The sequence below is a fragment of the Pseudomonas viridiflava genome, assembly GCF_900602065.1.
Classification (GTDB): Bacteria; Pseudomonadota; Gammaproteobacteria; order Pseudomonadales; family Pseudomonadaceae; genus Aquipseudomonas.
On sequence record NZ_UWFN01000342.1, the window covers coordinates 1 to 377 of the forward strand.

Genomic DNA, 377 nt, shown 5'->3' on the forward strand with positions numbered 1-377 from the left:
GAGCAGGCCCTGGCCGGTGAGCCGCTGGTCGGTCGCCTCGGCATCGCCCACACCCGCTGGGCCACTCACGGTGCGCCGCGCGAACGCAACGCCCACCCGCGCCCGAGCTGTCGCAACGGCCCAGGTACAAGTGCACATATTCGGTACTGCCGCCGGGTGACGGGAAATATTTGGTAATCGGCCACAGCGCGGAGAATGTCAGCCCAGCTTCCTCCTCGGCTTCGCGGTGTGCAACCTCCTCGGGTTGCTCGTCCTTGTCGATCAGGCCGGCCATGGGCACCAGCACTTCCATGTCACCGACCAGCGCGGTCGCGGACAACGGCGCTTCGGCACCGTCGGTCAGCACGGTCATGGACTCCAGCTTGGCCAGTTTCCTG

General features: G+C 66.8%; 1 protein-coding gene. It reads right to left on the reverse strand.

Annotated elements, in window-relative coordinates; all coding sequences use genetic code 11:
• Positions 1–377 (reverse strand): NUDIX domain-containing protein (locus tag EE949_RS25715; RefSeq protein ID WP_431194229.1); only part of this gene is annotated, 377 nt, incomplete at both ends.